This window comes from Pseudomonas sp. TE21435, from assembly GCF_056279265.1.
The window spans coordinates 1,419,054-1,441,935 of the sequence record NZ_JBWBQZ010000001.1 but is presented as its reverse complement, the minus strand read 5'-3'; the positions used below and the strand labels follow the sequence as shown (position 1 = coordinate 1,441,935).

General features: G+C 65.5%; 21 protein-coding genes. 10 read left to right on the top strand and 11 right to left on the bottom strand.

Features of this window, described 5'->3' with window-relative positions; genetic code table 11:
- Positions 1-68 precede the first annotated feature (68 nt).
- Entirely contained in the window at positions 69-749 is a 681-nt protein-coding gene (locus tag ACZ9C1_RS06655) for an alpha/beta hydrolase (protein ID WP_139671258.1), read from the top strand.
- A 1-nt stretch (position 750) separates the two neighbouring features.
- On the opposite strand, the gene ACZ9C1_RS06650 is transcribed toward ACZ9C1_RS06655, so the two are convergent.
- A complete protein-coding gene (locus ACZ9C1_RS06650; RefSeq protein ID WP_046855739.1) occupies positions 751-1,032 on the bottom strand; it encodes a hypothetical protein in 282 nt (93 codons plus the stop codon).
- A gap of 320 nt (positions 1,033-1,352) precedes the next feature.
- Here ACZ9C1_RS06650 and ACZ9C1_RS06645 point away from each other — a divergent pair, with 320 nt between their 5' ends.
- Positions 1,353-3,440, top strand: coding sequence for a putative bifunctional diguanylate cyclase/phosphodiesterase (locus tag ACZ9C1_RS06645; protein ID WP_476253781.1), 2,088 nt, complete (start codon positions 1,353-1,355; stop codon positions 3,438-3,440).
- On the opposite strand, the gene ACZ9C1_RS06640 is transcribed toward ACZ9C1_RS06645, so the two are convergent.
- Complete coding sequence (locus ACZ9C1_RS06640; RefSeq protein WP_110699237.1) at positions 3,437-3,700, bottom strand: DUF1652 domain-containing protein; 264 nt, start codon at positions 3,698-3,700, stop codon at positions 3,437-3,439. The genes ACZ9C1_RS06645 and ACZ9C1_RS06640 overlap by 4 nt on opposite strands.
- A gap of 291 nt (positions 3,701-3,991) precedes the next feature.
- Here ACZ9C1_RS06640 and ACZ9C1_RS06635 point away from each other — a divergent pair, with 291 nt between their 5' ends.
- Entirely contained in the window at positions 3,992-5,221 is a 1,230-nt protein-coding gene (locus ACZ9C1_RS06635; protein WP_198754329.1) for a pyridoxal phosphate-dependent aminotransferase, read from the top strand.
- Here the strand turns inward: ACZ9C1_RS06635 and ACZ9C1_RS06630 are convergent.
- Complete coding sequence (locus ACZ9C1_RS06630; RefSeq protein ID WP_102683921.1) at positions 5,138-5,794, bottom strand: DUF1345 domain-containing protein; 657 nt, start codon at positions 5,792-5,794, stop codon at positions 5,138-5,140. The two genes, ACZ9C1_RS06635 and ACZ9C1_RS06630, sit on opposite strands and share 84 nt — an antisense overlap.
- Before the next feature lie 69 nt (positions 5,795-5,863).
- A complete protein-coding gene (locus tag ACZ9C1_RS06625; RefSeq protein WP_476253780.1) occupies positions 5,864-7,045 on the bottom strand; it encodes an NnrS family protein in 1,182 nt (393 codons plus the stop codon).
- 213 nt (positions 7,046-7,258) lie between these two features.
- On the opposite strand from ACZ9C1_RS06625, the gene ACZ9C1_RS06620 reads away from it, so the two are divergent.
- Positions 7,259-8,173, top strand: a complete 915-nt coding sequence (locus tag ACZ9C1_RS06620; RefSeq protein ID WP_277504355.1) for a site-specific integrase — start codon at positions 7,259-7,261, stop codon at positions 8,171-8,173.
- A 23-nt stretch (positions 8,174-8,196) separates the two neighbouring features.
- Here the strand turns inward: ACZ9C1_RS06620 and ACZ9C1_RS06615 are convergent, their stop codons facing one another.
- Positions 8,197-9,375, bottom strand: coding sequence for a type II secretion system F family protein (locus tag ACZ9C1_RS06615; protein ID WP_476253779.1), 1,179 nt, complete (start codon positions 9,373-9,375; stop codon positions 8,197-8,199).
- Between the two features lie 11 nt (positions 9,376-9,386).
- On the bottom strand, positions 9,387-9,812 hold the full coding sequence (gspG, locus tag ACZ9C1_RS06610; protein WP_102683924.1) for a type II secretion system major pseudopilin GspG: 426 nt from the start codon (positions 9,810-9,812) through the stop codon (positions 9,387-9,389).
- Between the two features lie 186 nt (positions 9,813-9,998).
- Here gspG and ACZ9C1_RS06605 point away from each other — a divergent pair, with 186 nt between their 5' ends.
- The 4 genes from ACZ9C1_RS06605 to ACZ9C1_RS06590 all read left to right on the top strand — a co-directional run bounded on the left by ACZ9C1_RS06605 (position 9,999) and on the right by ACZ9C1_RS06590 (position 15,377).
- Complete coding sequence (locus ACZ9C1_RS06605; RefSeq protein ID WP_277504352.1) at positions 9,999-10,598, top strand: lytic transglycosylase domain-containing protein; 600 nt, start codon at positions 9,999-10,001, stop codon at positions 10,596-10,598.
- A 150-nt stretch (positions 10,599-10,748) separates the two neighbouring features.
- On the top strand, positions 10,749-12,194 hold the full coding sequence (locus ACZ9C1_RS06600) for an ATP-binding protein (protein ID WP_476253778.1): 1,446 nt from the start codon (positions 10,749-10,751) through the stop codon (positions 12,192-12,194).
- 293 nt (positions 12,195-12,487) lie between these two features.
- On the top strand, positions 12,488-13,981 hold the full coding sequence (locus tag ACZ9C1_RS06595) for a sensor histidine kinase (RefSeq protein WP_102685490.1): 1,494 nt from the start codon (positions 12,488-12,490) through the stop codon (positions 13,979-13,981).
- Positions 13,950-15,377, top strand: coding sequence for a sigma-54-dependent transcriptional regulator (locus ACZ9C1_RS06590; protein WP_476253777.1), 1,428 nt, complete (start codon positions 13,950-13,952; stop codon positions 15,375-15,377). Before ACZ9C1_RS06595 ends, ACZ9C1_RS06590 begins: the two co-directional genes overlap by 32 nt.
- Positions 15,378-15,545: 168 nt before the next feature.
- Here ACZ9C1_RS06590 and ACZ9C1_RS06585 read toward each other — a convergent pair whose 3' ends face one another.
- The 3 genes from ACZ9C1_RS06585 to ACZ9C1_RS06575 all read right to left on the bottom strand — a co-directional run bounded on the left by ACZ9C1_RS06585 (position 15,546) and on the right by ACZ9C1_RS06575 (position 17,960).
- Positions 15,546-15,845 (bottom strand): hypothetical protein, encoded by a 300-nt coding sequence (locus ACZ9C1_RS06585; RefSeq protein WP_258701546.1) that lies wholly within the window; start codon positions 15,843-15,845, stop codon positions 15,546-15,548.
- Between the two features lie 108 nt (positions 15,846-15,953).
- Entirely contained in the window at positions 15,954-17,306 is a 1,353-nt protein-coding gene (locus ACZ9C1_RS06580) for a GntP family permease (protein ID WP_476253776.1), read from the bottom strand.
- A 114-nt stretch (positions 17,307-17,420) separates the two neighbouring features.
- On the bottom strand, positions 17,421-17,960 hold the full coding sequence (locus ACZ9C1_RS06575; RefSeq protein WP_102685267.1) for a gluconokinase: 540 nt from the start codon (positions 17,958-17,960) through the stop codon (positions 17,421-17,423).
- A gap of 207 nt (positions 17,961-18,167) precedes the next feature.
- Between ACZ9C1_RS06575 and gntR the strand changes: the two genes are divergently transcribed.
- On the top strand, positions 18,168-19,187 hold the full coding sequence (gene gntR, locus ACZ9C1_RS06570) for an HTH-type transcriptional regulator GntR (RefSeq protein WP_102685268.1): 1,020 nt from the start codon (positions 18,168-18,170) through the stop codon (positions 19,185-19,187).
- Between the two features lie 112 nt (positions 19,188-19,299).
- Here gntR and ACZ9C1_RS06565 read toward each other — a convergent pair whose 3' ends face one another.
- The gene (locus tag ACZ9C1_RS06565; RefSeq protein WP_367858549.1) at positions 19,300-20,190 is read right to left on the bottom strand and encodes a bile acid:sodium symporter family protein; all 891 of its coding nucleotides are present in this window, start codon (positions 20,188-20,190) and stop codon (positions 19,300-19,302) included.
- Positions 20,191-20,363: 173 nt separating this feature from the next.
- Here ACZ9C1_RS06565 and ACZ9C1_RS06560 point away from each other — a divergent pair, with 173 nt between their 5' ends.
- Entirely contained in the window at positions 20,364-21,242 is an 879-nt protein-coding gene (locus ACZ9C1_RS06560) for a Dyp-type peroxidase (protein ID WP_102685271.1), read from the top strand.
- 350 nt (positions 21,243-21,592) lie between these two features.
- Here ACZ9C1_RS06560 and ACZ9C1_RS06555 read toward each other — a convergent pair whose 3' ends face one another.
- A complete protein-coding gene (locus ACZ9C1_RS06555) occupies positions 21,593-22,879 on the bottom strand; it encodes an alginate export family protein (protein WP_476254560.1) in 1,287 nt (428 codons plus the stop codon).
- Positions 22,880-22,882: the final 3 nt, after the last annotated feature.

Genomic DNA, 22,882 nt, shown 5'->3' with positions numbered 1-22,882 from the left:
GCCACGTTCTCTTGGGCCTATGCTGTTGTGGCGAAACCCCATCCTTGTTTTCTCGCGAAGGTATTCTCATGAGCCAGCCTACTGTCGTGCTTGTACACGGTTTTTGGGGCGGGGCCGCCCACTGGGGAAAGGTGATTGTCGAGCTGGCGCGCAAGGGCATTAAAGACGTGCGCGCCGTGGAGCTGCCTCTGACGTCCTTGGCCGACGATGCCGAGCGCACCCGCAAGATGGTGGCGCAGGCGCCAGGCGAGGTGCTGCTGGTAGGGCACTCTTACGGTGGGGCGGTAATCACCGAGGCCGGCAACGCCGCGAACGTGAAGGGACTGGTCTTTATCGCGGCCTTTGCCCCAGACGCGGGTGAAAGCCCTGGTGGGCTGACACAGCAGCATCCACCCATCGCGGTAGCGAACCTTGCGCCGGACAGCGATGGCTATCTGTGGATCAAGGCCGACAAGTTCCACGAAAGCTTTTGCCAGGATCTGTCGGTGGATGAGGCATGGGTCATGGCGGTGACGCAGAAGGCGCCGCTGGCGAGTACCTTCGCTGACACCATCAGCGACCCGGCCTGGAAGCACAGGCCCTCGTGGTATCAGATTTCCAGCCAGGACCACATGATCGCCCCGGTCAATCAGCAAATGATGGCCGCGCGCCTGCAGGCGCGCAAAGTCATCACCTTGGATGCCAGCCACGCGTCGCTGGCTTCGCGGGCAGGTGAGGTGGCCGCGCTGATCGAAGAAGCGTTAGGGTAGTTCAGCTCTTGCACTTGGCCACGACGACCTGGCAGGTCCGCGGCGTGCCCCCGGACCTGCCGGCATAGCGCATGCAACTGTCCAGCGACTTCCTGCTCGCCATGGCCAGTGTCGGACCGAATGCCAGGCCACCTTCGCCGCTGCTGGGCAGCGCCTTGGCATAGCAGTTGGAGCCTTGGGCGGCGTAGCGGGTGCTGGCGTGCTTGTTCGAACAACCGGTCGAAAAGGACAGGGTGATGGCGAGCAGGGCGAGCGGCACTGCATGCCTGGGCAGGGTGGCCATTGCAGGCTCCGGGAACGGCGTGGTGGTGTGTTGAGCTTAGCCGGAGTCGCTTCGCTTGGCTTGGTGTTTCTCATGGTCAGGGATCTGCAGGAGGTGCCTGATCAATGGGTTTGCCCGCGATCAACGCCATGAGCAGAAGCAAACGACAAGTGGCAATATGCCTTCAGCTACTCGCGCAAAGGCTCTAACCCCTTCACTGCGGGGCTTGCGAGCGGCTTTTGGATCCATCGAGAAGCGCGAAAACCCCGTGCGTTTCAGCAAAGCTTGAGTACAATCATCGGCTTTTCCCGGGCCTCCCCGGTTCGTTCCTGGACGTGCGAATGCTGATCGGTAGCTACTCCTCCTCGCTGGTGTTGATCTCGCTGTGCGTGGCCATCCTTGCCTCTTACACGGCCCTGGACCTGACCGGGCGCATTGCCACGGCCAAGGGCCGGGCGGTGTACCTGTGGATGGGCGGCGGGGCATTGGCCATGGGTATTGGCATCTGGTCGATGCACTTCATCGGCATGCTGGCGTTCAGCCTGCCCATCGAGCTGGGTTACGACACTGCGCTGACTGGCCTGTCGTTGTTGATCGCGGTGGCTTCGTCGGGCTTCGCCCTGTGGCTGGTGAGCCAGCCGAAACTACCGTGGTTGCAACTGGCCTTCGGTGCCTTGATCATGGGCACCGGCATCGCCTGCATGCACTACATGGGCATGGCCGCACTGCGCATGCAGCCGGGCATCGACTACGACCCGACGCTGTTCAGCGCCTCCCTGGCCATTGCGGTGGGCGCTTCGGCGGCGGCGCTATGGATAGCCTTCCGCCTGCGCCAGCACACGCCCTATGTACGGCAGATCCGTGGCGTGGCGGCGGTGGTGATGGGGGGCGCCATCGTCGGCATGCACTACACCGGCATGGCGGCGGCCAACTTCCCGGCGGGCAGCTTCTGCGGCGCACTTGCCACGGGGCTCGCGGGCGACGGCCTGGATTACCTGGTGCTGATCACCACCCTGGCAGTGCTGGCGGTGGCCTTGCTGACTTCGGTGCTTGACGCTCGGCTGGAGGCGCGCACGGCGGAATTGGCGCGCTCGCTGACCCTGGCCAACCAGGAACTGACCCAGCTGGCCCTGCATGACACCCTGACCGGGCTGCCCAACCGCTCGCTGCTGGCCGACCGTATCGACCAGGCCGTCGGCCGCGTGGCGGAGCAGGGCGGCTGCTTCGCGCTGATGTTTATCGACCTCGACGGCTTCAAGCCCGTCAACGATGCCTTCGGCCACCATGTTGGCGACCTGCTGCTCAAGGCAGTGGCGGCGCGTTTGCGCGGCCACCTGCACAGCCAGGACACCCTGGCGCGCATCGGCGGCGACGAATTCGTGCTGCTGGTGGAGCTGGACGAGCCGGACGACGCCATGAATGTCGCGGCCAAGCAGGTCAACCTGATGGCCAGGCCGTTCCGTGTGGCCGAGCACGACCTGCAGCTGTCGGCGAGCTTGGGCATCGTGCTGTATCCCGGCAATGGCCTGGACCAGCACGAACTGCTGCGCAACGCCGACGCCGCCATGTACCACGCCAAGAGCGCCGGCAAGAACGGCTACAGCTTCTTCGATGCGTCCATGAACAGTAACGCGCGCCAGCAGCTGCAACTGCTGCAGGACCTGCGCACGGCCCTGGAACACGGCCAGTTCCGCCTGCACTACCAGCCCAAGTTCGACGCCGTGCAGCGTCTGCCCATCGGTGCCGAGGCCTTGCTGCGCTGGGAGCACCCGCAACATGGGTTGATGCTGCCGGACCGTTTCATCGGCCTGGCGGAAAAGACCGGGCTGATCATCCCGATCGGCGAGTGGGTGCTGGGTGAAGCCTGCCGGCAGATGCGCCAGTGGCTGGATCAAGGTAATGAAGGGTGGCGGATCGCGGTCAACCTGTCGGCCATTCAGTTCTGCCACGCCGGGCTGGTCGACAGTGTGGCAAGGGCGCTGGATGTAAATGACCTGCCAGCCAATCGCCTGACCCTGGAAATCACCGAGACCACCGCCATGCGCGACGCCGACGCCAGCCTGCACGTACTGCAGCGCCTGTCGGACATGGGCGTGGACCTGTCCATTGATGATTTCGGCACCGGCTACTCAAGCCTGATGTACCTCAAGCGCCTGCCGGCCAACGAACTGAAGATCGACCGTGGCTTTGTGCGGGACCTGGAGCAGGACAGCGATGATGCGGCGATCGTCTCGGCCATCGTCGCCCTGGGCCAGGCACTGGGTCTGCGCATTGTCGCCGAAGGCGTGGAAACCGACCGCCAGCAGGACTTCCTCACCCGCCTGGGTTGCGATTCGCTGCAGGGTTATCTGCTCGGCCAGCCGGTGCCGCCGGAGCAGTTCATGGCAGGGCTCCAGGCGCTCAAGGCACGCCAGGCCCAGGTAGGCTAGACCACGCTGCGCAAAGGGCTGGCAAGCAGGTCGAAGGTTTCCATCTCGGCCTCCACGGCCTCGATGATGCGCTCGACATCGGCGGCGTGCATGATGGTTGCGCAGGGGATGCCGGCAATGGCCAGCAGGGTTTCGCCGGTGGCACGGTCGAACAGCCGGGCGACCATGCTGCGCGGGGCATCCATGCTGGCTTCGAAACCCAACGGATGAAAATGCCAACGCATCACCTGGCAGGCGTTGGGGAACGTCATCTTGTTCATGCCAGCCTCCTTGTTCGTGAACGTGGTGATTGCAAAGCGGTAACAGCCTGGGCCGTCCTGGCCGTCAGGACTCTAACCTTAGCACCTGCCATGGCAGTATTCGCTGGAAAATATGGCAGATGTACTAATGCATGACGGCGGTCACAGTCCTGTCACGATGAACGGTGGGCGCGTAGGGCCAGGCAAACGTTTTCCTCGTGGGCCTGCGCCTGGCAGCCAGCAGCGCTCTGCTATGTTTACCGTCAGCGCTTTTCGGACCAGCGGTGCGGGCCGGCAGACAGGGAGACAGTCATGCGGTATTCCACGCTCACCCAACGCATCGCCGGTCACGCAGCCGCGGCCTGGGATATTCACTACCAGGCCCTTGAGCAGCGCCGCCAGGGGCGCGAGATCTTCCTGCTGTCGGTGGGCGATCCAGACTTCGACACGCCAGCCCCGGTGGTCGAGGCCGCCATTGCCAGCCTGCGTCGGGGCGAAACCCATTACAGCGATGTGCGCGGCAGCCTCGCCCTGCGCCAGGCGGTGGCGCGCCACAGCCAGCAGACTATTGACGCCGAGCGGGTGGTGGTGACCGCCGGGGCTCAGTGCGGGCTGTTCGCGACCTTCCAGTGCCTGTTCGAGGCCGATGACGAGGTGATCGTCGCCGAGCCCATGTACGTCACCTATCACACGGTATTCGGTGCCTGCGCCGCGCGCGCCGTGCAGGTGCCGGTGCGGCCGGAGCAGGGGTTCCGCCTGGACCCAGCGGCCGTGGCCCGGGCGATCACGCCGCGTACTCGCGGGCTTCTGCTCAACAGCCCGCACAACCCCACGGGGGCGGCAATCGGCCTGGCCGATCTGAAGTGCCTGGCGCGGTTGTGCGAGGAACACGACCTGTGGCTGATCTGCGACGATGTCTACCAGTCACTGCTGTACGACGGCGAGGCACCGAATCCGCTGGGCCTGCCGGGCATGGCCGAGCGCTGCGTGTCGATCGGCAGCCTGTCCAAGTCCCACGCCATGAGTGGCTGGCGCGTCGGCTGGGTGATCGGGCCGCCGCAGTTCGCCCGGCACCTCGGCAACCTGGTGATGAGCATGCTGTTCGGCCTGCCGGAGTTCGTCATGCAGGCGGCCTGCGTGGCTCTGGATCAGGTTGGAGATGAGGTACGGCGGATGCGAGAGGTGTACCGGGCGCGGCGCGACCGGGTGTGTGCCTCGCTTGAGGACTGCCCCGGCATCCATGCGCATCAGCCAGCCGGGGGCATGTTCGTGATGCTCGATGTCCGTGGCACCGGGCTCAGCGCCCAGGCATTCGCCCAGCGTCTGTTGAACGAAGAGGGTGTGGCGCTGTTGCCGGGTGATGGTTTCGGGCCCAGCGCAGCGGGGCATGTGCGGCTGGGACTGGTGCTCGAGGCGCAGGTGCTGGCACAGGTATGCCAGCGCATCCGCAACTGTGCCTCACGCGCCCTGGCCGAGCAACCCGGCCGCGATATTGATGGTGAAGCCCAGGATCGCCGTATTGAACACGAAGCCTACCAGTGAATGGGCCAGCACCACCCGACGCATGGCCCGTCCGCCGACGCCGATGTCGGAGGTCTGCACGGCGACATTGATGGTGAACGAGAAGTAGTGAAAGTCCCAGTAGTCCGGGTTGCGCTCGCCATCGGCAAAGCGCAGCGGGGGCTCATGGCGGTCACCGGTGTAGAACAGCCGGGCATAGTGCAGGCTGAAGATGCAGCCGATCAACAACCAGGAACCAGCCACCGTCAGCCCGGTGTACAGGTAGTGCAAGGCCAGGGCACTGCCTTCCAGGCCGCGGCTGGACACCAGTTGCAGGGTGACCGCCGCCAGGCTGGCGATGGCCGAGACGCACACGGTGATCAGCACCAGGCCGGCGTTTTCATCTTCGATGCGGGCGACCTTGCGTACCCGCTCGGCATTGGCCCGCAGGCTCAGCCACAGGACCATGGCCAGGTAAAGCCAGACGCCGATGTTCCAGCCGACGAGGATATGCTGCACGGTATCGCCGGCGGGGATCAGCCAGCCGCCGAGCAGGCCGGCCAGGGTGGCGATACTCAGGCGTGGGTGAGTGCGGGTGAGGTGGTGGAAGGCCATGCGGTCCCTTGGCGGTTGAACGTGGCTTCAACTGTAGACCAGATGCGGCCATGGCGCGGGGCAAGCCCGCTAGCCCGGCATGCCGTCCACCCGCGCACGCAGCAGGATCGGCAAGTAGTGCCAGAGGAACAGCAGCAATGCCGCGCTGCCGAACAATACCGACAACCCCAGCCCCAGCGGCGTGAACGGCGCCACGATCACCCGGGCCAGTGCCGCCAGCTGGATCAGCGCGAATGCCCAACTCATGCTGCGGGGTACCTGAAGAGGGCGCCCGGTATGCCCCAGGCTGACCCGCGCCATCATCGCCACGATCAGCCCGGTCATGGCGCCGACCGTCAGCGCATGGGCGGCCAGGCTAGGGTTGATCGGCACCCCGGCATGCCACAGCGCCAGCCCCAGGCAGGCGGGAATCAGCCAGGCATAGCCCAGGTGCAGCGACCACAGCAACGGCACATGCCACAGACCACGGTCGTGCCACAGCACCAGACGTATGCCATGCAGCACGGCCAGGGCGGCGAACAGGACGGCCATCAGGGGGTGTGATGCATCGTTGAGCCCGAACACATAGGTCAGCGGCAGCGCCACGCTGCCCAGCAGGCAGGCGCGGTCCAGCCAGGGCCGGGCCGGTGCCGGGCTCATGTTGCCCAGGCCGCGGCGGGTGAAGAACGGGATGACCCGGCCGCCGATCACGCTCATCATCGCCGCCACCAGCCACAGCCCGGCCAGCACGCCTCGCCGTTGCCACAGCGGGTCGTCGCGCAGCCAGCCTACAAGGGTCAGCCACTGGCAAGCCGCGAGGAGCAATACCAGGCCGATGATGGGGTAGTTGTTGCGCAGCCGACGCTGGATGATCGGCCGTGCCAGGGCCAGCGCCACCAAGGGCAGGAACGCGCCCTCCATCAGCACCAGGAGCCAGGCGGGCAAGGGCAGGAACCAACTTGCCCGGCCCAGCAGCCAGAGCAGGAACAGCCCCTGCAGCGGTCGGCCACTGAGACCCGGGATGCCACTCCAGTTCTGCACCGCCGTGAGCAGGAAGCCGGCAACGATGGCCACAGCGAAGCCGAACAGCATTTCGTGGCGGTGCCAGGCGAGCATTCCGCCGGCCGGCTCGAGCGCGTAAGCGCCGACCAGCACGCCGGCCCACAGCAGCAGGGCAACCAGGGCGAACAGGCTTCCGCCGAGGAAGAAGGGTCGAAAACCCAGGGCCCAGAGGGCCTGACGGGGGCGGGCGGTGATCGGCTGGACGAGCATGGCGAGGACCTTGGTTCGATCGAAACGGTTGAATGGGGTACCATCACGAACCATGCCAGCGTTCAAAAGCCTTGAATATCAAGGTGATGGCACTTTTGCAGTCATTATGACCTCATTTCTATGTTGTCATTTTGACCTTTGTCATGGTTGAAATGACTCGCTTTGCGCCGCCTTGCCTCGATCGCCAGGGCGGCTTGCTACAGGATCCCCGTTGTGACCGACCTCCTGCGCAATCCGCTGCTGCAGTACCTCGCCCGGTTGGCCCCGTCCAGCCAGCTGACCATGCGCTACATCCTGCAGGACGCCGCCGACCGCCTGGGGTTTGCCGACTGCGATATCGCCGAGGTGCCCTGGCACCGCCTGGAACCCGGCCATGTGATCGCCCTGGTCGCGGCGCTGCGCGCCGATGGCTATGCGCCCAACACATCGTCGTTGTACGTCAATGCCGTGCGTGGAGTGATGAACGAGGCCTGGCGCCAGGGTTTGATCGAGCACGAACAGTTGTTGATGATCCGCGAGGTCAAGCCAGCGGGCGGTAGCCGCCTGCCGCCGGGACGCAACCTGCGGCGCAGCCTGATTCGCGAGCTGATGGACGTGTGCGCCGCCGACCCGCGTCCTCAGGGTGTGCGTGACGCGGCCATCCTGGCGTTGCTCTACGGCACCGGGATGCGCAAATCGGAATCGGTCGATGTGAACCTTGACCAGGTGGATTTCCAGGAGCGCAGCGTGCACGTGCTGGCCAAGGGCAACCGTCAGCTGGTCAAGTATGCCCCGGCGTGGGCCTTCGACAAGCTGCAGGCCTGGCTCGACCTGCGCCGCCAGCACCTGCCGGCCGGCGAGCGCGACGACAGCTTCCTGTTCAATCGCATCCGCCGTGGCAGCCACATCACCCGCGCGCGCATCACCAAGCACGCGATCTACTACATCGCCCGCCAGCGCGGGGCGCAGGTGGGGGCGAAGATCATGCCGCATGATTTTCGCCGGGCATTCATCACCCGGGTGATCGAGGAGCACGACCTGTCGATCGCGCAGAAGCTGGCGCACCACGCCAATATCCAGACCACGGCCGGGTATGACCGACGGGACGACAACGAGCGGCGCAGGGCGGTGGAGCGGTTCGACTACTGAACCGCTGCATTTTCTTGCGAGCATCAGTGAATGCTCGATGCCAGCTCGAAAATTGGCATGTACATCAGAATCACGATCAGCCCGATCAGCAGGCCGATAAAGGTCATCAACAACGGCTCGAACAATTTCACGAACCACTCTACCCAGCGCCCGATCTCCTGGTCGTGGAAGTCGGCACAACGCTCAAGCATCTCACCCAGGTTGCCCGACTGTTCGCCGGCACGCAGCAGGCGCAGCGAGACGGGGGTCACCAGTTGGCCGGCCTGCAGCGCATCGGATAACGGCAGGCCCTCGGCGACCCGTTGACTGGCCTGCTCCAGGCCCTCGGCCGCGGTGCTGCCCAGCAGGCCGCGGGCCATGCCTAGCGCGGTGAGGATGGGGATGCCGCCTTGCAGCAGAATCCCCAGCGAACGGTAGAAGCGCGCCAGCTCGTACATCATCAGGCGTTGGTGCAGCGCGGGCAGTCGGCGCAACAGGCGGCCGGCGCCACGGCGCACGGCCGGGTGGCGGCGCAGGGCGACCAGGGCGCCGACGCCGGCAAGCATGCCCAGTCCCAAGGGCAGTTGCTGGGCATGCAGGAACAGGCCGATCTGCATCAGCGCCCGCGACAGCCACGGCAGTTCGGTGGCCATCCCCTCGAACACCAGGCTGAAGCGGGGCACCACGTACCCCAGCAGGAACAGCACCACGCCACCGCCCACCAGCAATAACAGCAGCGGGTAGACCGAGGCACCGACCAGCTTCTGACGGACCAGATCCAGCCGCTGGCGATAGCCGATGTAGCGGGTGAGGGCGTCGCCCAGGGCACCGGTGCGTTCGCTGGACTGCACCAAGGCCACGTACAGGGTCGGGAACACCCGCGGCTGCAGGGCCAGGGCCTGGGACAGCGAGCGCCCCTCGTAGAGCTGGCGCACCAATTGCTCCAAGGTCTTGCGCGTGGCGCCGCCCGGGGCTTTCTCGGCCAGGCTCTCGAGGGCATCGATCAACGGCAGGCCGGCACCGAGCAAGGTGGCCAGCTCCTGGCTGAACAGCATCAGGTCGAACGCCGTCGTGCGCCGTCGCAGGGCCAGGCCCTGGCTGCGCACGCTGAGCACGCGCAGCCCCTGGTCCTCGGCCTGGCGCCGGGCCTGGTCGCTGTCCTCGGCCTCCACCTGCAATTGCACCACGCCCTGGCTTCCCAGGGCCTTGAGCTGATAGCGCATGGCCGGGCTCCTCATTGCCAACTGGTGATCTCGGCGTTTTCACCGTCACCACCGGGTTGGCCGTCCTTGCCCATCGACAGCAGGTCGTACTCGCCGCCGTTCTCGCCGGGCTGTTTGTAGATGTAGGGGCGGCCCCAAGGGTCCTGTGGCACGGTCTTCTGCAGGTAGGGGCCCGACCAGCGCGCTTCGCCACCAGGCGCGACCACCAGGGCTTGCAGGCCCTGCTCGCTGCTGGGGTAGTGGCCGACCTCCAGGCGGTAGAGGTCCAGGGCCTTGCCCAACCCCTCTATCTGTGCCCGGGCAACCTTGGCCTCGGAGCGTCCCAGTTGGCTGAAGTACTTGGGCGCGACGATGCCGGCCAACAGGCCCAGCACCACCAGCACCACCAACAGTTCGAGCAGGGTGAAGCCGCGTTGGGGACGGATGCTGCGTTGCATGGTGAAACCCTCCGTTGCATTTATCCCTGATATGCAACAGCCGTGCACGTCTGCGCCGGGCCCTTGCGCCATGGGCTGCGGCGGGCGGCACGCGGCTTGCGTCGCAGTCGAAAAGCCCGGGTTAACGGGGCATCTCCCCCACATCGGGGGCCACGCTTGGGTTATTTGCGGCGGGAGGCGAACGACATGCGAGGACTGATCCTGGGATTGGCGGCGGGGCTGATGGCGTTCGGCGCCCAAGCCGACATCTATGTCTCCAGCGACGGCAAGGGCGGCTTCGTGCTGTCCAACGTGCACCGGCCGGGCCGGCATTACGACCGGGTCATCAGCGAACGTCCGACAGCGGGCGGGCCGGTCAATGCGCAACTGATCACCGGGCGACCCTACGCCGACCTGGTGGCGGCCGCGGCGTTGGCCCACGGTGTGCCCCCGGCGTTGCTGCACGCGTTGATCAAGGCCGAGTCCGGCTACAACCCCAAGGCGCGCTCGGCCAAGGGCGCGGCGGGGCTGATGCAACTGATGCCGGACACGGCGAAGGAGATGGGCGTCAAGGATGTACTCGATCCACAGGCCAACGTGCAGGGAGGGGCGCGCTACCTCAAGCGCATGCTCACGCTGTTCGACAACGACATCACGTTGGCCGTGGCGGCATATAACGCGGGGCCTGAGGCGGTTCTCAGTCGTGGACGGGTGGTGCCGCCGTTCGCCGAGACCCTGCGCTACGTGCCGAATGTGTTGCGCGACTATCGCCTGCTGCGCGGGCTGGCTGGGGATGCGCCGCTTTGAGCGGCAAGGTGTTCTCCGTGATCCTTGCGGCGCCTGTAAGGGTTGCGGTGAGCACCTGGCGGCCCTCACGCGCTCAATAGCCTCACCTCACCCATGCTTTCCCCAACTCTGGGCTATAACCTGTAGAGGTGCCCAGCCGCGGAGCCCGCCATGGACCTCGCCCCCCGTCCCGACACATTGCTGCCCGCCGAAATCGGCCAGGCGCGCAAGCCGTTCGACCTGCTGCGCTGGTACGCCTGGGTCAGCCTGGCGATCATCCTGTCGGTGGGGGTTGGCCTGGGCCTGATCTCAAGCCGCTTCATCATTGACGAGAGCGTCGAGCGCGATGCCTTGCTCACCGCCCAGTTCATCACTTCCATCGCCGACGCCGAAGTGCGCCATGTCTCGATTCCCAACGTGCGGACCATGGGTGAGCTGCTTGATCCGCGCACCGACCATGCCTTGCCCGATGTCGACCCTGAGGCCCGGCGCCGGGCCCGTGGCGAGTTCCTCGACCATATCGCGCACCTGCCGGACATGCTCCTGGCCAACATCTACGCCCCTGATCGCACGGTGATCTGGTCGAGCAACCCGGCGCTGATCGGCAAACTGATCGAATCGGACGACGACCTCGACCGGGCATTCGAGTACAAGATGCGGGTGTCGGCCAGCTACCACAACTTCGAGCAGGCGCGCAGCGAGCAGAAGTTCGTCACCCCGCCCGAGCAGCTATTCATCGAGAACTACATCCCCTTGTTCGACGCCGACGGCGAAAACGTCATGGCGATGGTCGAGATCTACAAGGAACCCCATGATCTGATCGTGCGTATCGAGCACGGCCTGCTGCTGATCTGGCTGGCCATCGCCGCGGGTGCCGGCCTGGTGTATGTCGGTCTGTACGGCATCATGCGCCGCGCCGCCCGGCTGGTGGCGGTGCAGCAGAAGCGGCTGATCGGCAACGAAACCTTCGTGGCCCTGGGCGAGGTGTCGTCGGCGGTGGCCCACAGCCTGCGCAACCCGCTGGCCAGCATCCGCTCCAGCGCCGAGCTGGCCCAGGCCTTCGACGATGGCCCGGCGCAGAAGAACATCAGCGACATCATCAGCCAGGTCGACCGCATGTCGCAGTGGGTGCGTGAGCTGCTGCAATCGCTGCGCCCGCTTGGCGATGAAGCCGTGGCGGTGGATGTAGCCCAGAGCCTGCGCGACAGCTTGCAGGCGTTTGCCCACGCGCTGGAGCGCGGCGGCGTGCGGTTGCTGCTGCCTGAGCTGCCAAGCGTGCAGGTGCTGGGCCAGCCGGCGCTGCTCGGACAAATCTTCAGCAGCCTGATCGCCAACGCCCTGGAGTCGATGGAGGCCGGTGGCGAGCTGCGTGTTGAAGTGGTGCGCAATGATCGGCGTAATCTGAGCCTGCGGCTCTCGGATACCGGCAAGGGCATGAACGAGCAACAGCAGCGCATGGCCTTCCGGCCATTCTTCACTACCAAGCAAGGCGGCGTGGGCGTGGGGCTGATGCTGGTGAAAAGGATCATGGAGCGCTTCGGCGGCTCGGTGCGGTTGAGCAGTCGTGAGGGGGCAGGGACCCGGGTACAGCTGAATTTTCGGGTGGCATCAACTTAACCTTAAGCTATAGATATTGAGTCCAATACACTGATTTATAAGGATATTATAAAAAATGGGTGGCCGTTACCCAAAAGTGGGGAATTATCCAACAAGCAAGATTAATAATGATCTTCAACATAATGATTTATAAAGAAAAATCATAAATTCAAGTTGCTGGCTGGTTTTTTGCTAGACCTCTCGCAAGCCCGCGCTGACACCTTCAGCAAAGGTTCGATGGAATCACTTTGCTACCACCGGTAGCAGAGCAGCATGCCGGTGAACCTCATCGGCGTTCAGGTGGGAACGATGCGATGCAGACGCTCGAAAACGGTGCCCCCGACAAGGCCGCGCCTCCCGCCAGCGGGTTGGCAACGCCGCTGCACGAGTTCAACCTGCTGCGCTGGTTCTCGCTGGTCAGCCTGCTGATCATCGCCTCGGTCGCCGGTGGATTGGGCTATGTGTCGACACGTTTCGTGGTGCGCGACAGCGTCGAGCGCGATGCCATGCTCACCGCCCAGTTCATCCAGGCCATGGCCCAGGCCGAGGTGCGGCACTCGCAGCTGCCGCCGGGCATCACCATGGGCGAGTTGCTCGATCCGCGCCTCGACCAGCAGCACCTGCAGTTCACTCCGCAGTTGGCCGAGTCGACCCGGGTGGAGTTCCTCGACCACGTCGAGCACCTGCCCGACACCTTGCTGGCCAATGTCTATGCCCGCGACCGCACGGTGGTGTGGTCGACCAACCCGCACCTGATCGGCAAGCGCATCGATGAAGATGACGATCTGGAGCGGGCCTTCCGCTCGCGCAAGTCGGTGTCGGCCAGCTATCACAAGGCCGACGAGGACCGCGAAGAACAGAAGTTCCAGCGCGAGCCCCGGCACCTGTTCATCGAGAATTACATCCCGCTGTTCGACAGCCAGGGCGAGCAGGTGCTGGCGATGGTCGAGATCTACAAGGAGCCGCATGACCTGGTGCGGCGCATCCATCGCGGTTATGTGCTGATCTGGGCTTCCACCCTGGTCGGAGGGGCGTTGATCTACTTCGGCCTGTTCTGGATCGTGCGCCGCGCCGCCAGCCTGCTGCATCACCAGCAAGACCGCCTGGTGGCCAGCGAGACCTATGTGGCCCTGGGCGAGATGTCCTCGGCGGTGGCTCACAGTTTGCGCAACCCATTGGCCAATATCCGCTCCAGCGCAGAACTGGCCCAGGACATCGCCAGCCCGGCGGCGCAGAAGAACATCGGTGACATCATTACCCAGGTCGATCGCATGTCGCGCTGGGTCCGCGACCTGCTGGTATCGCTGCGCCCGACCAGCGACGAAGCCGAGTCGGTCGACCTGGTGGCGGCCATCGAGGATGCGCGGCAGGCCTTCGCTCCGCAGATCGAGCGCAACAACGTGCGCTTCGCCTTCGTCGGGCCTGCGACGCAATGGGTGGCCAGCCAACCGTTGCAACTGACGCAGATCCTCAACAGCCTATTTGCCAATGCCCTGGAGGCCATGCCCCAAGGCGGCGAGCTGCGCGCCGAGGTGCGCCAGCTGGAGGGGCAGCAGGCGCAACTGCAGCTCAGCGATACCGGGAAGGGCATGAGCGAGCAGCAGCGGCGCATGGTGTTCAAGCCGTTCTTCACCACCAAACAAGGCGGCCTGGGGGTTGGTCTGGCCCTGGTCAAAAGGATCATGGAACGCTTTGGCGGCGCGGTCGAACTGACCAGCCGCGAAGAGGAAGGAACCCGCGTCAGCCTGACTTTCAATATTGCAGCGGGAGGGGACCATGGAGCACAGCATCCTGGTGGTCGAGGATGATGAAATCCTTGCCGACAACATTCGCACCTACCTGAACCTCAAAGGGTTCGAGGTCACGGTGTGCCACAGCGCGGAACTGGCGCTGGAGCAGATCAAGCGCGCCCGGCCTGACGCCGTGCTGACCGACAATTCGCTGCCCGGCATGAGCGGCCACGACCTGTTGCGCTCGCTGGTAGCCCAGGCGCCGGAGCTCAAAGTGATCATGATGACCGGCTACGGCAACGTCGAAGACGCCGTGCTGGCCATGAAGGAGGGCGCGTTCCACTACCTCACCAAGCCGGTAGTGCTGGCCGAGCTCAAGCTGATGCTGGACAAGGCCCTGGCCGCCGAACGCATGGAGCGCACGCTGTCGTTCTACCAGGAACGCGAGGCGCAGAAGTCCGGTTTGCAGGCATTGATCGGCGAGTCGCCGGCCATGCTAGAGCTCAAGCACACCTTGCAGCAGCTGCTCGATGCCGAACGGCGCATGGCCAGCGGCGACCTGCCGCCGGTGTTGGTCGAGGGCGAGACCGGTACCGGCAAGGAACTGGTGGCGCGCGCCCTGCATTTCGACGGCAGCCGGGCCAAGGGGCCGTTCATCGAGTTCAACTGCGCCTCGATTCCCGCCAACCTGCTGGAGGCCGAACTGTTCGGCCACGAAAAAGGCGCGTTCACCGATGCCAAGGAGCGTCGCGTGGGCCTGGTCGAGGCGGCTGACGGCGGCACCCTGTTCCTCGACGAGATCGGCGAGATGGACCTGGTGCTGCAGGCCAAGCTGCTCAAACTGCTGGAGGACCGCACCATCCGCCGCATCGGCGCGGTCAAGGAGCGCAAGGTCGACCTGCGCGTGATCAGCGCCACCAACTGCAACCTGGAGCGGATGGTCCAGCAGGGCAAGTTCCGCCGCGACCTGTTCTTCCGCCTGCGCATCATCGCCCTCAAGGTGCCGCGCCTGTTTGCCCGTGGCCAGGACATCCTGCGCCTGGCCCGGCACTTCCTGGCCCACCACGGGCGGCGCTATGGCAAGCCCAACCTGCGCTTCTCGGCCGAGGCCGAGGCGCTGATGCTGGGTTACAGCTGGCCGGGCAATGTGCGCGAACTGCGCAACATGCTCGAACAGACGGTGTTGCTGGCGCCCAGCGAGGTGATCGGCGCCCACCAGCTGAACCTGTGCATGACCCTGGTCGACGAACCGCTGGCACAGCCGGCGCAGGTGCTGGCATTCGAGGCGCCGCGCCACGAGCCCCCGGCAGCGGCAAGCTTGCCGGACATGGAGCGCGATATGGTCTGTCGTACCCTGGATCGCACCGACTGGAACGTCACCAAGTCGGCGCGTTTGTTGGGGTTGTCGAGGGATATGCTGCGCTACAAGATCGAAAAACTTGGGCTGACACGGCCGGACAAGCGGCAGTGGTGAGCGGGCGGGTTGATTGCCTGTCAGTTTCGCGTTTGTGGGGCTGCCATGCAGCCCATCGCCGGCAAGCCGGCTCCCACAGGTACAGCGCAGAATTCAGCAATTGCGCGGTCCCTGTGGGAGCCGGCTGGATTTTCCTACTGTGCTGAGTAACGCCTGGTTTCACAAAGCTTAGGGCTTGCCGCCGTTGCCCGACCCTCCGCCATCACGCCCCATCCCCTCCGAGCCGCTGTCCCCCATCCCCGGCAGATCACGATCATCGTTCTGCTCAGCTGGCGGGCTGTCCGGGTCATTGCCTTTGATCCGCGGGTCGGTATCCCGTGGCATGGGCTTCTCGATCGGGTTGAGGGTGCTGTCCACGCCGGGCTTGGGCGCCGGGTTGTGCGGGTCGTCAGGGTAGGTGGCGCCGGTACCGGCGGCGAAGGCCAGGGGCGAGGCGAGCAGGGCGGCAAGCAGGAAGGAACGGTTCATGCGGGCAAGCTCCTTTGCGATGACAAGAAGTCGGCCCCGCCTGCGCAGGGCCTCGTTCTCATATGGGCCATGGCCCCATCAGCAAGGTGCCATCACGGCGACCAACGGTCACACCACCATCGACAGCAGCATGATGAAGATGATGCCGACCACCGAGAGGATGGTTTCCATCATGCTCCAGGTCTTGAACGTCTCGGCCACGGTCATGTTGAAGTACTGCTTGACCAGCCAGAAGCCGGCGTCGTTGACGTGGGACAGGATCAGCGAGCCGGCGCCGGTGGCCAGCACCAGCAGTTCGCGGTTGACGCCCGGCACCAGGTCGATCACCGGGGCGACGATGCCGGCGCCGGTGATGGTGGCCACCGTGGCGGAGCCGGTGGCGATGCGGATCACCGCTGCCACCAGCCAGGCCAGCATGATCGGCGAAATCTCGGCCTGCACCGCCATCTGCCCGATCACGTTGCCCACGCCGGTGTCGACCAGCATCTGCTTGAAGCCACCGCCAGCGCCGACGATCAGCACGATGGCGGCGGTGGGGGCCAGGCTCTGGTCGAGCATCTTCATGATCTGTTGGCGGTTGAAGCCACGGGCCGAACCGAAGGTGTAGAAGGCCAGCAGCAGTGCGGCGAGCAGTGCGGTGATCGGGTGGCCGATCAGGTCCATCCACTGACGCACGATGTGCTCGGCCGGCAGCACCACGTCGGCGAAGGTCTTGAGCAGCATCAGCACCACCGGCAGCAGCACGGTGATCAGGGTCACGCTGAAGCTGGGCAGGTTCTGCTGGTTCGACTCGCGGGCGATCTGGTCCATCAGCTCCTGGGACGGGTTGCCCGGGATGTAGCGCGAAATGAAATTACCGAACAGGGGGCCGGCAATCACCGCCGTGGGCAGGGCCACCAGCAGGCCATAGAAGATGGTCTTGCCGATGTCGGCGTGGAAAATGCCGATCGCCAGCAGCGGGCCCGGGTGCGGCGGTACCAGGCCGTGCACCACCGAAAGGCCCGCCAGCAGCGGGATGCCGATCTTCACCAGCGATACGCCGGAGCGGCGGGCGACGCTGAACACCAGCGGGATCAGCAACACGAAGCCGATCTCGAAGAACAGCGGGATGCCCACCAGGAAGGCGGCGAACATCATCGCCCAGTGCACCTTCTGCTTGCCGAAGGCGCGGATCAGGGTCTGGGCGATCTGGTCCGCGCCGCCGGAGTCGGCCATCAGCTTGCCGAGCATGGTGCCCAGGGCCAGGACGATGCCGACGAAGCCGAGCACGCCGCCGAAGCCGTCCTGGAACGACTTCATCACCTTGGCCACCGGCATGCCGGAGGTCAGGCCGAGAAAGCCCGCGGCTATGGTGAGGGCGACGAAGGGGTGGACCTTGAAATGGGTGATCAGCAGGATGAGCCCGACGATGGTGACCAGCGCGTCGAGTAGCAGGAAGGTATCGGTAGCCAGTCCGAACATGGTTCGTGAACCTCGGTCTTTTCGTTGTTGTTTTGGTATCGCATGTCTTGCGGTAATCAGCCTTGAGAGGCCTGGAGACAGCGCTGTCTTTGGTGAGCCGGAAAAACCGCCGGGTCAGGCAGTCCGCGCCAGCGCCTGCTCACCGCAAGGCTTTAGCCACTGGTGCACGTCCTCGGCCAGCGTGGGCAGCGGGCGGGTGGCGTCCAGGGCCAGGGTCAGGGGCTCTGCGTGCGGAGGCTCCAGCGCTGCGAACTGGCTGTCGATCAGGCTGGCCGGCATGAAGTGACCGGGGCGCGCCAGCACGCGCTTCTCGGCTTCCTGCGGGGTCAGCTCGAGAAACACGAAGCACAGTTCGGGCACGGCCAGGCGCAGGGTGTCCCGATAGCGGCGCTTGAGGGCCGAGCAGGTGAGGATCGGGCGTTCACCCGCAGCGAGGGTGGCCTGCAGCTCCTCGCCCAGGCGCACCAGCCAACCGGCACGGTCGTCGTCGTTCAGGGGAATGCCGGCGCTCATCTTGGCGATGTTGGCGGCGGGGTGGAAGGCATCGCCTTCGATCAGGCGGCCGCCGCTGCGGGTGGCAATGGCAGCGCCGACGCTGCTTTTACCGCAGCCGGCCACGCCCATGACCACGATCGCGGACAGGGAAGGGTTCATCTGTACCTCCTGCTGGGTGAGATAGCGCTGTCTCGGTCGCGACGAGCCGAACACCATGCGCCACCCTCCCGGGTGTTATTGATCTTGTCTTTGGCAGTATGGACGCTGAACGCATGCCTGCTACCAAGATTGCATTGCCTGCATCCAGAGACAGCGCTACCTTAGTGACCGTTCCCCATTCCTGCAAGCAGTAAAATTACAATACTCATGTCCCGTACTGGCTCGCGTACTACCGGTCGTCCCACCCTGGCGGAAGTCGCCAGGCTTTCCGGGGTTTCCCCGATCACCGCCTCCCGCGCCTTGCGTGGCGTCAGCACCGTCGCGCCGGAGCTGGCACAGAAGGTCATGGCCGCGGCGGCAAGCCTCGGCTATGTCGCCAACCCGGCCGCCCGTGCCTTGGCGTCGGCGCGCAGCCAGTCGGTGGTGGTGTTGATCCCCTCACTGTCCAACCAGCTGTTCATCGACACCCTCGAGGCCATTCACGAGGTGATGCGCCCCCGTGGCCTGGAGGTGCTCATTGGCAACTATCACTACGATGTCGCCGAGGAAGAGAACCTGATCCGCAATTACCTGGCCTACCAGCCGTGCGGCGTGTTGCTCACCGGCTTCGAGCGCAGCGAGGCCTCGCGGCAGATGCTGGCCGCGAGCCAAGTACCGTGCGTGCACATGATGGAGCTGGGTGGCGAGGGCGATGCCTTGTCGGTAGGGTTCTCCCAGCACGCGGCCGGGCGAGCCGCGGCGCGGCACTTGATCGAGCGTGGCCGCCGACGTCTGGGGTTCATCGCCGCGCAGCTCGACCCTCGGGTGATGCAGCGCGCCGAAGGCTTCCGTCAGGCGCTCGCCGAGGCCGGTCTGCAAGCCCCCGAGCTTGAAGTGCTCGACCCGCAACCCTCGTCCATCGGCCTGGGCGGCACGCTGTTCAGCCGCCTGCTGGCCCAGGCGCCGGATGTCGACGGTATCTTCTTCTGCAACGACGACCTGGCCCAGGGCGCGGTGCTGCAGGCCCTGCGCGAAGGCATCGAGGTGCCGCGCAGGGTGGCGATGGTGGGCTTCAACGACCTGCCGGCCTCGGCGCACATGGTCCCGCGCCTGACCTCGATCCGCACCCCGCGCGCGGCGGTCGGGCGCGGCGCGGCGCAGGCGCTGCTGGCGTTGCTCGATGGCAAGCGGGTGGCTACCGGTCAGCAGGACCTGGGGTTCGAGCTGATGGTGCGGGAGAGTTCCTGAACGGCCACAGGCGCTCTACCTGCACAAGATGCGGATATCCCCACCCATGGACCTGACCCGGCCTGAACATTAACGTTCGAGGCTCTGGTCATGTCCCTGGGATTCGACTATCTCACGATGGCTGCTCTGCCACGTTCTCCAGTGCTTGCCCGCGGCTGACCCACCAGCCGAACCCCGCCGCGGTGAAGAACATGATCAGGCTGTAGATCGCCGCCGGCACCGCCATGGTCGCGTTGTTCAGCAGCGACGGGCTCAGGGCCAGCGCGATGGCCAGGGTGCCGTTGTGGATGCCGATCTCCATGCCGATGGCGATCGCCTGGCGTTTCGGAATGTTCAACAGGCGTGGCACCCAGTAGCCCACGCCAAGGCTGAGCAGGTTGAACAGCAACGCGGCGCCACCGACGATCGGCGCGTACTCGACCACGGTCTGCCAGTCCTTGGCCAGGGCCAGGACGATGGTGAAGGCCAGGAACAGCGCCGCGACGATCTTCATCGGCTTCTGCATGCGCGCGGCGAAACGCGGCGCCCAGTGACGGATCAGCATGCCCAGCGCCACCGGCAGCAGCACGATGGCGAACACCTGCATGACCTTGGCGAATTGCAGGGGAATGGCCTGGTCCGATGCCATGAACCACATCAGCGACAGGTTCACCAGCAGTGGCATGGTGAGGATGGCGATCAGCGAGTTGACCGCGGTGAGGGTGATGTTCAGCGCCACGTCGCCGTGGGCCAGGTGGCTGAACAGGTTGGCCGTGGTACCGCCGGGCGAGGCGGCCAGCAGCATCAGGCCCACCGCCAGCGCCGACTCGAGGCCAAAGCCGTTGGCGATCAGGAAGCACACCAATGGCAGCAGCAGGATCTGGCAGGCCAGGCCGATCACCACCGGCTTGGGGTACTTCACCACCCGGGCGAAGTCGGCGAGGGTCAGCGACAAGCCCAGGCCGAGCATGATGATGCCCAGGGCCAGCGGCAGGAGGGCGGTGAGCAAGGGGGAGGCGGTCATGGGCGGTCTCTCGGGCGAAGGATCCCGAGGAGTGTAGGTGGGGGCGCAATGATAGCTAATCGTGTCTGCACGATCTTGGTAACCGTTTGTTACTGGCCTGGTGACGCCATGTCGCGTTGCGATGCCGGGCCTGTGGCAGTAGCATTCGCGCTTTTGCCGAGGATTAGCCCGTCATGCCGTTCCAGCAAGGTCTGCTTGCCACCCCGGTGCCGGCCCACGCCCGTCACCTGTTCTTTGCCCTCGATTCCCTGGAAGCACTGCCCGCGGTACTGGATCAGCTGTTGCCGCAGGTCGATGGCCACAGCCTGATCCTGGCCGTCGGCGCGCCACTGGCCAAGGCCCTGGGCCGCGAGGTGCCGGGCCTGCGCAGTTTCCCGCAACTGGACGCGGTGGTGGAGAATCCGGCGACCCAGCACGCCCTGTGGCTGTGGCTGCGCGGTGCCGAGCGCGGCGAGCTGTTCCTGCGCGCCCAGGCCTTGCAGCAGGTAATGGCGCCGGCCCTGCGCCTGGTCGACAGCGTCGAGGGTTTCCTGCACCGCGGCGGCCATGACCTGACCGGCTACGAGGACGGCACCGAGAACCCGGTGGACGCAGACGCCGTCGCTGCCGCCATCGTGCCGGGCGACATCCCAGGCCTGTCGGGCTCGAGCTTTGCCGCCTTCCAGCTGTGGAAGCACGACCTTGGCTACTTCAAGTCGCTGCCCCAGGCCGAGCAGGACAACATCATCGGTCGCCGCCTGAGCGACAACGAAGAACTCGACGACGCCCCCGAATCCGCTCACGTCAAGCGCACCGCCCAGGAGAGCTTCGCCCCCGAGGCGTTCGTGGTGCGTCGCTCGGTGGCCTGGACCGATGAACGCGGCGCGGGCCTGGCGTTCGTCGCCCTGGGCTTCTCGCTGGACGCCTTCGAGGTGCAGCTGCGGCGCATGAGCGGGCTGGAAGATGGCGTGGTCGATGGCCTGTACCGCTTCAGCCGGCCGTTGAGCGGCGGCTATTACTGGTGCCCGCCGCTGGGTGAGCAGGGCGCCGACCTGAGCCTGTTGCTGGGCTGATGGATCCTGGGGTGCGATCAGGTGTCCGCCGCAAACCCAGCAGCGCCTATGCGACCGAGCGCCGCCCACGCGGCGCATCGCGGATGAATCCGCTCCTACATCTGTTGCAACGTGGCCATGCCTGATAGGCCATGGTTGTTAGCCTTGTGCGCTCGACGCGATGTTTCGACGGGCATTGCCGCCGTCTCACCTGTCTTGAGCCCTGCGCCAGGGCTGGCAACCATGGCCTGACAGGTTCGGTACGTTGCAACGAATGTAGGAGCGGATTCATCCGCGATGCGCCGCGCGGGCGGCGCTGGATCTGATAGGCGCTGCAACACCAACGTTGTACACCTCGAAAGGGCTGCCCTTCAGAACGGCACCGCCACCGTCAGCTGGCTATAAACGTTGGTCCCGCTACCCACCTGGTTGCCACCATTGCTTTCATCCTTGCGCGGCTTGAACAGCCCCAACAGCGGGGTGACGATCAGGTGCTCGTTGACCGCCCATTCCACATACAGGTCCAGCTCCTGCGCATCGAGGTCCAAGGTGTCGCGGGTACGCACCGTGTCGAAGTCGAAGAACAGCGCGCCGAGGGTCAGATTGTCCCGTGGCGTGGCCTTCAGGCCGACATGGTGGATGCCGCTGTTGGTGTTGAACGGCCCGGCATAGTTGCCGGCGACCTCGCCCTGGATCCAGGTGCCGTAGCCGCGGGAAAGCCCTGTGAACAACAGGTCCCAGCCTGCGGAGTAGCGGGTGTAGCGGTAGGTCAGCTGCGGCGTCCAGGGGGTGTTGGCGAAGGTGTAGGCCGCTTCGGCGTACCAGGCCGTCTCATGCCCGCCGCGCTTGTCCTGCCAGGCATATTCGAAGGCCAGCCGGGTGTTTGCCAGGCCCGCGCCGCCTTCGCCGCGCAGGCTGTAGACATCCATGCCTTCGCGGGCCTTCTGGAATTCGCTGGCCCACTGGTCGGTCACGTCGATGCCGTGGATGTAGGTCAGGCCCAGAGTGCCCAGGTCATGGGTGTAGTCCAGGGTGCCGGCCGCCAGCTCGGTTTCGGCCTGGGCACGGTTGTCGGACTTGAGCCACAGCACGCTGCCATGCAGCCCCTCCTGGCCGCCCAGGCGCAGCACCGCGGTGCGGTCGAAGGCGTGGCGCGCGCCCAGGTAGAAGGCGCCGCCGCGGTTGAGCTGGCCGTCGGCCGGGCCCTTGCCCAGGTTGGGGCCGTCGTCGTTGACCAGGAAGCCGCTGCCCAGGCGGATCACCTGGCGGCCGCCGGACAGGTCCACGCCATCCTTGCCCAGCAACGGGAACAGGTCGCCCGAGCGCCAGCCCAGGTAGGCGTCCTCGATCTTGGTGGTGCGTTCGGAGCCGTCCTGGTTGCCGCCGGCGTCGCCGTCGCCCCAGGCGCCTGAGCTGACCCAGTTGAGGGCGCCATACAGGCTGCCGTTGCCGGCCAGGCCCTGGTCGCCGCTGAGGCCGTACTTGATGAAACCTTCGCGCCAGGTCGAGCCGCCCGGGGTGCCGTCGTAGTTGTGGCGGCTGTTGAACATGCCCCAAACCGCGAGCAGATCGGCGTTCAGGTGGCTGTCGTCGTCGGCGTACAGCTCGTAGGCCGGGCTGGCCTGGCCATGGACCAGCAGGGTCAGTGCCGTGACCATTGC

Coding starts and splice junctions, on each gene's coding strand:
- ACZ9C1_RS06655 (WP_139671258.1), top strand. CDS start 69: ATGAGCCAGCCTACTGTCGTGCTTGTACACGGTTTTTGGGGCGGGGCC.
- ACZ9C1_RS06650 (WP_046855739.1), bottom strand. CDS start 1,032: ATGGCCACCCTGCCCAGGCATGCAGTGCCGCTCGCCCTGCTCGCCATC.
- ACZ9C1_RS06645 (WP_476253781.1), top strand. CDS start 1,353: ATGCTGATCGGTAGCTACTCCTCCTCGCTGGTGTTGATCTCGCTGTGC.
- ACZ9C1_RS06640 (WP_110699237.1), bottom strand. CDS start 3,700: ATGAACAAGATGACGTTCCCCAACGCCTGCCAGGTGATGCGTTGGCAT.
- ACZ9C1_RS06635 (WP_198754329.1), top strand. CDS start 3,992: ATGCGGTATTCCACGCTCACCCAACGCATCGCCGGTCACGCAGCCGCG.
- ACZ9C1_RS06630 (WP_102683921.1), bottom strand. CDS start 5,794: ATGGCCTTCCACCACCTCACCCGCACTCACCCACGCCTGAGTATCGCC.
- ACZ9C1_RS06625 (WP_476253780.1), bottom strand. CDS start 7,045: ATGCTCGTCCAGCCGATCACCGCCCGCCCCCGTCAGGCCCTCTGGGCC.
- ACZ9C1_RS06615 (WP_476253779.1), bottom strand. CDS start 9,375: ATGCGCTATCAGCTCAAGGCCCTGGGAAGCCAGGGCGTGGTGCAATTG.
- gspG (WP_102683924.1), bottom strand. CDS start 9,812: ATGCAACGCAGCATCCGTCCCCAACGCGGCTTCACCCTGCTCGAACTG.
- ACZ9C1_RS06605 (WP_277504352.1), top strand. CDS start 9,999: ATGCGAGGACTGATCCTGGGATTGGCGGCGGGGCTGATGGCGTTCGGC.
- ACZ9C1_RS06600 (WP_476253778.1), top strand. CDS start 10,749: ATGGACCTCGCCCCCCGTCCCGACACATTGCTGCCCGCCGAAATCGGC.
- ACZ9C1_RS06595 (WP_102685490.1), top strand. CDS start 12,488: ATGCAGACGCTCGAAAACGGTGCCCCCGACAAGGCCGCGCCTCCCGCC.
- ACZ9C1_RS06590 (WP_476253777.1), top strand. CDS start 13,950: ATGGAGCACAGCATCCTGGTGGTCGAGGATGATGAAATCCTTGCCGAC.
- ACZ9C1_RS06585 (WP_258701546.1), bottom strand. CDS start 15,845: ATGAACCGTTCCTTCCTGCTTGCCGCCCTGCTCGCCTCGCCCCTGGCC.
- ACZ9C1_RS06580 (WP_476253776.1), bottom strand. CDS start 17,306: ATGTTCGGACTGGCTACCGATACCTTCCTGCTACTCGACGCGCTGGTC.
- ACZ9C1_RS06575 (WP_102685267.1), bottom strand. CDS start 17,960: ATGAACCCTTCCCTGTCCGCGATCGTGGTCATGGGCGTGGCCGGCTGC.
- gntR (WP_102685268.1), top strand. CDS start 18,168: ATGTCCCGTACTGGCTCGCGTACTACCGGTCGTCCCACCCTGGCGGAA.
- ACZ9C1_RS06565 (WP_367858549.1), bottom strand. CDS start 20,190: ATGACCGCCTCCCCCTTGCTCACCGCCCTCCTGCCGCTGGCCCTGGGC.
- ACZ9C1_RS06560 (WP_102685271.1), top strand. CDS start 20,364: ATGCCGTTCCAGCAAGGTCTGCTTGCCACCCCGGTGCCGGCCCACGCC.
- ACZ9C1_RS06555 (WP_476254560.1), bottom strand. CDS start 22,879: ATGGTCACGGCACTGACCCTGCTGGTCCATGGCCAGGCCAGCCCGGCC.